We start from the raw sequence: 7106 nt of genomic DNA on the forward strand, positions 1-7106 counted from the left end.
ATCGGTAAAAGCAAAGCGGAGTTTGCCCGGTGTGGCGCTGCCCCCTAGAATGCCCCGATGCGCGATGATCTCTCCCTTCTGCTGAACTCCCTCAACGATGCCCAACGCCAGGCCGTAGCTGCCTCCGTGGGTCGTCAGTTGGTCCTGGCCGGTGCTGGTTCCGGTAAAACCCGAGTGCTGGTGCACCGTATCGCCTGGTTGATCCAGGTCGAGAACGCCTCGCCCCACTCCATCCTGTCGGTGACCTTCACCAACAAGGCTGCTGCGGAGATGCGCCATCGCATCGAGCAGCTCATGGGTATCAACCCGGCCGGCATGTGGGTTGGCACCTTCCACGGCCTGGCGCATCGCTTGCTGCGAGCGCACTGGCAGGAGGCCGGGCTGAGCCAGACTTTCCAGATTCTCGACAGCGATGACCAGCAGCGATTGGTCAAGCGGGTGATCCGCGAACTCGGCCTGGACGAGCAACGCTGGCCGGCTCGTCAGGCCCAGTGGTTCATTAACGGGCAAAAAGACGAAGGTCTGCGTCCGCAACACATTCAAGCCAGCGGCGATCTGTTCCTGGCGACCATGCGCAGCATCTACGAAGCCTATGAAGCCGCTTGCCTTCGCGCCGGCGTCATCGACTTTTCCGAGCTTCTGTTACGAGCCCTCGACCTGTGGCGCGATCACCCCGGACTGCTGGCGCACTATCAAAAGCGCTTCCGACACATTCTGGTGGACGAGTTCCAGGACACCAACGCCGTGCAGTACGCCTGGTTGCGTCTGCTGGCCAAGGGTGGCGACAGCTTGATGGTGGTGGGCGACGACGATCAGTCGATCTACGGCTGGCGTGGCGCGAAGATCGAGAACATCTATCAGTATTCCGATGATTTCCCGGATGCCGAGATTATTCGCCTGGAGCAGAACTACCGCTCCACAGCCGGCATCCTCAAAGCCGCCAACGCCTTGATCGCCAACAACACCGGACGCATGGGCAAAGAGCTGTGGACCGAAGGCGGCGATGGCGAAGCGATCAACCTGTACGCCGCCTTCAATGAACACGATGAAGCCCGCTACGTTGTCGAAACCATCGAAAGCGCGCTGAAAACCGGCTTGGCCCGTAGTGATATCGCGATTTTGTACCGTTCCAACGCCCAATCCCGGGTTTTGGAAGAAGCCTTGCTGCGCGAGCGTATTCCGTACCGTATCTATGGCGGACAGCGCTTCTTCGAACGGGCAGAAATCAAGAACGCCATGGCCTACCTGCGACTGCTCGAAGGCCGTGGCAACGATTCCGCGCTTGAACGGGTGATCAACGTGCCAGCCCGTGGCATCGGCGAGAAAACCGTCGAAGCGATTCGCGACCACGCACGCCACAGCGATGTGTCGATGTGGGAAGCGATGCGCCAGCTAGTGGCCAATAAAGGCCTGACCGGTCGCGCAGCGAGCGCTCTCGGTGCCTTCATTGAGCTGATCGAGAACCTCGCAGCCAAATGCATTGAGATGCCGCTGCATCTGATGACCCAAACCGTCATCGAGCAGTCCGGGCTGATTGCTTATCACGAAGCGGAAAAAGGCGAGAAAGGCCAAGCCCGGGTAGAAAACCTTGAGGAATTGGTCAGCGCCGCGCGTAACTTCGAAAACAGTGAAGAAGACGAGGACCTCACGCCACTGGCGGCGTTCCTCGGTCACGCGTCGCTGGAGGCCGGGGACACCCAGGCCGATGAGCACGAAGACAGCGTTCAACTCATGACCTTGCACAGCGCCAAAGGCCTGGAATTCCCTTACGTGTTCCTGGTGGGCATGGAAGAAGGCCTGTTCCCGCACAAGATGAGCCTGGAAGAGCCAGGGCGTCTTGAGGAAGAACGTCGTCTGGCCTATGTCGGCGTTACCCGGGCTATGCAGAACCTGGTGATGACCTATGCTGAAACCCGACGCCTGTATGGCAGCGAGACCTACAACAAGGTGTCGCGATTCGTACGCGAAGTGCCCAAAGGCCTGATTCAGGAAGTGCGGCTTTCCAACAGCGTCAGCCGTCCGTTTGGTGGCAACCAGTCAATGAGCGGCGGCAGCCTGTTCAGCGGCAGCGAGATCCCGCAAACAGGGTTCAGCCTCGGTCAGGCAGTACGCCATTCGGTGTTCGGCGATGGGGTGATCCTGAATTTCGAAGGCTCTGGCGCACAGGCGCGGGTTCAGGTGAACTTCAGCGAAGGCAGCAAGTGGTTGATGCTGGGGTATGCGAAGCTGGAAGCCATCTAAAGAACGGCAAGGACCCATGTGGGAGCGGGCTTGCTCGCGAATAGGGTGTATCAGTCACTATTGATGTTGCCTGACCCACCGCTTTCGCGAGCAAGCCCGCTCCCACAGGGCTCTGTGTAAGGCCCAACCTAATGTGCGCGATCAAGGAGTCGGTCATGGGCTCAGGTTTCTTTTCTTCCTGGACATTCTGGGCCCTGTTATCTGCTGTGTTCGCAGCGTTGACCGCCATTTTCGCGAAAATCGGCGTCGAGAACGTCAACTCGGACTTCGCCACGTTGCTCAGAACAATAGTGGTACTGGTCAGCCTGGCCTTGATTTTGTACGCCACGGGCCAATATCAGGCATTAGGATCGATTTCTGCCAAAAGCTATCTGTTCCTTTTGTTATCGGGGTTGGCGACGGGGGCATCGTGGATTTGCTACTTCCGTGCCCTCAAGGTCGGCCCGGCCTCGCTGGTCGCTCCAGTAGACAAACTCAGCGTGGTCCTGGTGGCCGTACTCGGCGTGATTCTGCTGGGCGAAAAACTCGACCTGCGCCAATGGGGCGGGATTGGCCTGATCACGGCCGGGGTGGTCATGCTGGTGCTTCGACGCTAGAGACCCTTCCTACAGAACTAATCCACTCATCCTACAGACCAAAGTTAACCAGCCTTATTGCCTTGACTGAAGCTGAATACAACCTGTCAGGCAAAAGCCCGAAACACTCTGCCGCTAGCCAGTAACACTTCAGCTGTGCAACATGGCGCGCGTGCCTTCCACAAACGGGAATTCCCTTTATGAAACGTTTTCTTAGCATCGCCATGGCGTTGTGCATCGGCCTGACGATGAGTCTCGACGTCAATGCCGCCAAGCGCTTCGGTGGTGGCAAAAGCGCAGGCGCTGCGCCGACTCACCAAACCAGCCAGATGGCTCCTTCTTCTCCAGGCATGGGCGGCGCTGCGGCGACCGCTGGTGCTGCCGGTGCCGCTGGCGCTGCTGCCAAGGCCGGCGGTGCTTCGCGCTGGCTCGGCCCTCTGGCCGGCATCGCCGCCGGTGGCCTGCTGGCATCCATGTTCATGGGCGACGGCTTCCAGGGCATGCAGTTCTTCGACATCCTGATCATGGCGGTCATCGCGTTCCTGGTCTTCCGCTTCATTGCCGCCCGTCGTCGCAAGCAGCAGGAGCAATACGCTCCGGCCGGCCACGCGCCAATGCAGCGTGAAGCGTTCGAACACAAGCCAGCCGGCGGTTCGATCTTTGGTGGCTCGGCAGCACCTGTCGCCGCTCGTCCGGTGATCAATGCCCCAGCCTGGTTTAACGAAAGCAACTTCATTGAAGCCGCGCGCAACCACTTCCAGTCCCTGCAACAACACTGGGACGCCAATGAAATGGACAAGATCGCCGAGTTCGTAACCCCACAAATGCTGGAGTTCCTCAAGCGCGAACGTGCTGACCTGGGCGACGGCTTCCAGTCGACCTACATTGATAACCTCAATGTACAACTTGAAGGCGTGGATGATCGCGCAGACAAGACCATCGCCACACTGACCTTCAGCGGCGTATCGAAAAACTCGCGTTTCGACCAGGGCGAAGCGTTCAGCGAAAGCTGGAACATGGAACGTGCCCAGGGCGAAAACCAGCCTTGGCTGGTTGCAGGTATCCGCCAGAACGGCTGATTACTCTGCGCCCTCCATCTGCTGCAATGAAAACCCCGGCTTGCCGGGGTTTTTCTATTTCGCAGTTGCATCTATAGCAAGCTACTGTATAAACCGGCCCATATAAACCGCGCCATACGAGCAAGAGGATCCCGGACGTGGAAGAAATCATCGAACAACTGCGAGAAGCCAACGAGCCGGTACCGGTCCCCTTGGAATTGCCTGACGAAGACATGCTGGTGGAAATCGAAGAGCAACTGTTCATCGACATTCCGTTCGTCTTCAGAGAGTTTCTGCTGACCGTCAGCGACGTTGTCTACGGCAGCCTGGAGCCGGTGACCGTCACCGACCCACAATCGCATACCTACCTGCCGGACGTTGCCGCGAACGCCTGGGATGCGGGCGTCGATCGCAGCATGATTCCGATTTGCCAGGACGGCGACGATTATTACTGCGTCGAAGAAGACGGCACCGTGGTGCTGTGGTCCGCTGAAGAAGAACTGGTGACCGAAGAAACCTGGGAATCGGTATGGCACTGGGCACGGGACGTCTGGCTGGAAAGCTGATTCAGTTGACGCCTCCCGGTGTCAGTGCCCTGGCGAATCCTTGTGGTTTTCCAGGGTATCGAGCAAAGCCACCTGCATCCGTGTGTGCACGCGAATGAACCAGCGCCATAGCAGCGCCGCCACAGCGGCCGCTACTACGGCGATCAGGACCAGCAACTTGTTGGTCGGCAGAATACTGGCCGACAAGGCTGAAACCAGCAGGAAAATCACCAATAGCGAGAGAATCGGGATCACCTCGGCGATCACCCGACGCACTCGCTGCGTGTGGCGGCCGGCCATTTCAGGCTTCACGCCCATTTCCGCCAGCAACATCGATAGCGCCTTGAGCTTGCGATAGGCAGCGATCAGGAATGGCAGCGAAAGCAGCAGTGCTCCACCCCAGATCAACGCCTTCTGCCAACTCGGGTCGCTGATCCAGGCTTGCAGGTAGTCGGACATGCGTTCTGCGAAGAAGGCGCCCGAGAAGAAGATCGAGATCACCAACGCCAGATTGACCCCCACTTGCAGCAAGATTCGTCGAATCATCGACGCCAGCAACGCCCCCTGACCCTGCGGCTGGATGCTGCGCAACCATTCGCCATACATTCCCAGCACGCGCCCCAGTCGCTGCGGCATCACCGCGGCCAGCTTTATCGACAACGGGTCTGCTGCACGAATCAAATAAGGCGTCAGCAACGTGGTGATCACTGAAACCGCCACGGCCACCGGATAAAGGAAGTTGCTGGTGACCTGCAGGGTCATGCCCAGCGAAGCAATGATGAAAGAAAATTCGCCAATCTGTGAAAGCCCCATCCCGACGCGCAGTGAAGTGCGACCATCATTGCCGGCGATAAAGGCGCCGAGGCCGCAGGACAGCATTTTGCCGAGCACCACCGCCACGGTGATCACTGCAATTGGCCAGGCGTATTGCAGAAGGATGCTTGGGTCGAGCATCAACCCGATCGCCACAAAGAATATCGCACTGAACAAGTCGCGAACGGGTTCGATCAGGCGCTCGATTTTAAGCAATTGCCGGGATTCAGCCATGATCGCACCGATAAGGAACGCGCCCAGGACCATGCTGTATTCAAGCTTGACCACCAGCAGGCAGAAGCCAAAACACAGGCCCAGCACGGTAATCAGCAGCATTTCGTTGCTTTCGAATTTGGCCACATAGGCCAGTAATCGCGGCACCAGCAAGATGCCAATGACCAGCGCAACGATCATGAACAACGAGAGCTTTCCGACCGTGGAGAACACTTCGCCCGAGCTGACAGTGCCACTGACTGCGATGCTCGACAGTAAGGCGATGATGCCGATACCGAGTATGTCTTCAACGATCAGCACACCAAAGATCAGCTGTGCAAAACGCTGGTTCTTCATTTTCAGATCGTTGAGGGCCTTGACGATGATGGTGGTCGAGGAGATCGCCAGGATCGCGCCGAGGAACAACGAGTCCATGGTGTTCCAATCGAACCAGCGGCCGATTTCGTAGCCGATCCAGATCATCAGCACGATTTCCAGGAATGCCGCGATAAATGCCGTGGCGCCGACCTTGAACAGTTTGCGCAGGCTGAACTCCAGCCCGAGGCAGAACATCAGGAATATCACCCCGAGTTCTGCCAGGGTTTTGATGGTTTCTTCGTCGTGGATCAAACCGAATGGCGGGGTATGTGGGCCAATAATGAAGCCGGCGACGATATAGCCGAGCACTACAGGTTGTTTGAAGCGATGGAAAAGCACGGTCACCACGCCTGCGACCAACATGATCACTGCCAGATCCTGAATAAAACTGATGGCATGCATGGTGTGAGGCTCCTTGGGTGACATTGCTCAGACGGCGGACGTGGGAAACATCTGTTTGAGGCGAGTAAAAATCCGCTATCGGCATAGGAATTTCGCCCTCGAGAGCGGGCTTTTGAAGGGTAACACCGGGACTTCCGCTAGAAAGGCGGTGCAATATATGGAAACAGATCGATCCGGCGTGACGGCGATCACGCGCCCGGCGTCCCGATAACTGTTGGTTTGAAAAAACCACGAGGCACCCGTAGAGGTGCGCCCCTCCAACCCAGCCTTGAACCGTGAGAGTGCTATGGAACCCGGAAATGCCCAACTGTCGATGACAGTACTGATGACACCCGACATGGCCAACTTCTCTGGCAATGTTCACGGCGGCACCCTGCTCAAGTACCTCGACGAAGTCGCCTACGCCTGTGCCGCCCGCTATGCCGGCCGCTACGTAGTGACTCTGTCGGTGGATCAGGTGATTTTCCGCGAGCCGATCCATGTCGGCGAACTGGTGACCTTCCTCGCCTCGGTCAACTACACCGGCAATACTTCCATGGAGGTGGGCATCAAGGTGGTGACCGAGAACATCCGTGAACGCTCGGTGCGCCATACCAACAGCTGCTTCTTTACGATGGTTGCGGTGGATGACCAGCGCAAGCCGGCATCAGTGCCGCCACTGCAACCGGTAAACAGCGAAGACAAGCGCCGATACATGCAGGCCCAGCAACGCCGTCAGATTCGCCAGGAGCTGGAAAAGCGCTACCAGGAAATCAAGGGCGACGTATAACGTCCGTCGAGTGACAGCCTTCGCGGGCAAGCCTTAATGCCAGTCAGTTAAGCGATGAAGGTCAACTGTAGGAGCGAGCTTGCTCGAGAAAAACGTTAACGATAACGCGAAA

The 7106-nt window shown here is 57.9% G+C and carries 6 protein-coding genes; 5 read left to right on the forward strand and 1 reads right to left on the reverse strand.

From position 1 onward, the window contains the following. Nucleotides 1–57: 57 nt before the first annotated feature. From uvrD to ACRESJ_RS16035, 4 genes are all read left to right on the forward strand, one after another. The gene (gene uvrD / locus ACRESJ_RS16020; RefSeq protein ID WP_431758773.1) at nt 58–2241 is read left to right on the forward strand and encodes a DNA helicase II; all 2184 of its coding nucleotides are present in this window, start codon (nt 58–60) and stop codon (nt 2239–2241) included. 155 nt (nt 2242–2396) lie between these two features. Further along, nucleotides 2397–2837: an EamA family transporter gene (locus ACRESJ_RS16025; RefSeq protein WP_431758774.1), complete on the forward strand. Its 441-nt coding sequence runs from the start codon at nt 2397–2399 to the stop codon at nt 2835–2837. A 179-nt stretch (nt 2838–3016) separates the two neighbouring features. Then, nucleotides 3017–3895, forward strand: a complete 879-nt coding sequence (locus ACRESJ_RS16030; protein ID WP_431758775.1) for a Tim44 domain-containing protein — start codon at nt 3017–3019, stop codon at nt 3893–3895. A 137-nt stretch (nt 3896–4032) separates the two neighbouring features. Continuing rightward, the gene (locus ACRESJ_RS16035) at nt 4033–4440 is read left to right on the forward strand and encodes an SMI1/KNR4 family protein (RefSeq protein ID WP_431758776.1); all 408 of its coding nucleotides are present in this window, start codon (nt 4033–4035) and stop codon (nt 4438–4440) included. A gap of 21 nt (nt 4441–4461) precedes the next feature. Here ACRESJ_RS16035 and ACRESJ_RS16040 read toward each other — a convergent pair whose 3' ends face one another. Then, a complete protein-coding gene (locus ACRESJ_RS16040) occupies nt 4462–6225 on the reverse strand; it encodes a cation:proton antiporter (protein ID WP_431758777.1) in 1764 nt (587 codons plus the stop codon). A gap of 286 nt (nt 6226–6511) precedes the next feature. On the opposite strand from ACRESJ_RS16040, the gene ACRESJ_RS16045 reads away from it, so the two are divergent. Then, nucleotides 6512–6994 carry an acyl-CoA thioesterase gene (locus ACRESJ_RS16045; protein ID WP_431758778.1) on the forward strand — a complete coding sequence of 161 codons (483 nt, stop codon included), beginning with the start codon at nt 6512–6514 and terminating at the stop codon, nt 6992–6994. Nucleotides 6995–7106 lie beyond the last annotated feature (112 nt).

It is taken from the genome of Pseudomonas sp. (assembly GCF_050739655.1).
Lineage (GTDB): Bacteria > Pseudomonadota > Gammaproteobacteria > Pseudomonadales > Pseudomonadaceae > Aquipseudomonas.